Below are 1085 nucleotides of genomic sequence, written 5' to 3'. Positions count from 1 at the left end.
GTCTTTGGGTTGATGTTATGCGGCGAGCTTGCGGTGCTGCAAGCGCCGATGCTCGATGGTCTTTCGTTTGTTCCTTTCGCGTTGTTTGATGATGGCTGCGGCCCTGCCGAAGTAGGCGTCGGCTGGCGTTACGTTGTTGAGGCTCTCATGATAGCGCCGGTGGTTGTAATGCTCGACGAAGGCTCCGATCTGGGCCTCAAGATCGCCGGGCAGGAAGTAGTTTTTGAGCAGGATGCGGTTCTTCATGGTCTGGTGCCAGCGTTCGATCTTGCCCTGGGTCTGGGGATGCATTGGAGCGCCCCAAACATGGCTCATGGCTTTGGCCTCGATATAATCGGCCAGTACACCGGCGATGTAGCTCGGGCCGTTGTCGCTGAGCAGGCGGGGTTTGTGATGCACATGGGCCTGATCGCAGCCTGAGGCTGTGAGGGCCATGTCCAGTGTGTCGGTAACGTCCTGGGCCCGCATGGTGCTGCACAGCTTCCAGGCGATGATGTAGCGGGAGTAATCGTCGAGCACTGTGGACAGGTACATCCAGCCCCAGCTGATGATCTTAAAGTCAAGTGAAGTCGGTCTGCCACATCTGGTTGGGCCGCACCGTCTTGGTGTGGAACTGGTTTGCCGCCTTGATCACCACATAGGCCGGGCTGGTGATGAGGTCGTGGACCTTGAGAAGCCGGTAAACGCTGGCCTCGGAGACGAAGTAGCTCTTCTCGTCAGTGAACTGTACCGCCAGTTCCCGAGGCGAGCGTTCGGACTGCTCCAGCGTCAACTCGATGATCTGGTCATGGATGGCTGCCGGGATCCGGTTCCACACCCGGCGCGGCGCGGATGGCCGATCTTGCAGTGCCTCGGGCCCGCCACCGAGATAGCGATCATACCAGCGATAAAAGGTCCGACGCGGAATGCCCAGCCGGTCCAGAGTGCGTTTCGCCGGCAGGTGCGACTGCTCGACCATTCTGATGATCTCGAGCTTTTCGGATGCGGGATATCTCATTCTGGCTCGTCCCCATCCGCGATCATGCTTTTTTTGAGCAGACGGTTTTCCAGGGTCAGATCAGCCACGCATTCCTTGAGCGCACCAG

The 1085-nt window shown here is 58.9% G+C and carries 1 pseudogene; it reads right to left on the bottom strand.

Going from position 1 to position 1085, the window contains the following annotated elements:
• Positions 1-15 precede the first annotated feature (15 nt).
• Positions 16-1085: pseudogene (locus tag WH91_RS20825) on the bottom strand (IS3 family transposase); the annotation flags it as partial.

The organism is Devosia psychrophila, assembly GCF_000971275.1.
Lineage (GTDB): Bacteria > Pseudomonadota > Alphaproteobacteria > Rhizobiales > Devosiaceae > Devosia > Devosia psychrophila.
The sequence above is the reverse complement of the archived record's forward strand: the minus strand, read 5'-3'. Positions and strand labels throughout refer to the sequence as shown.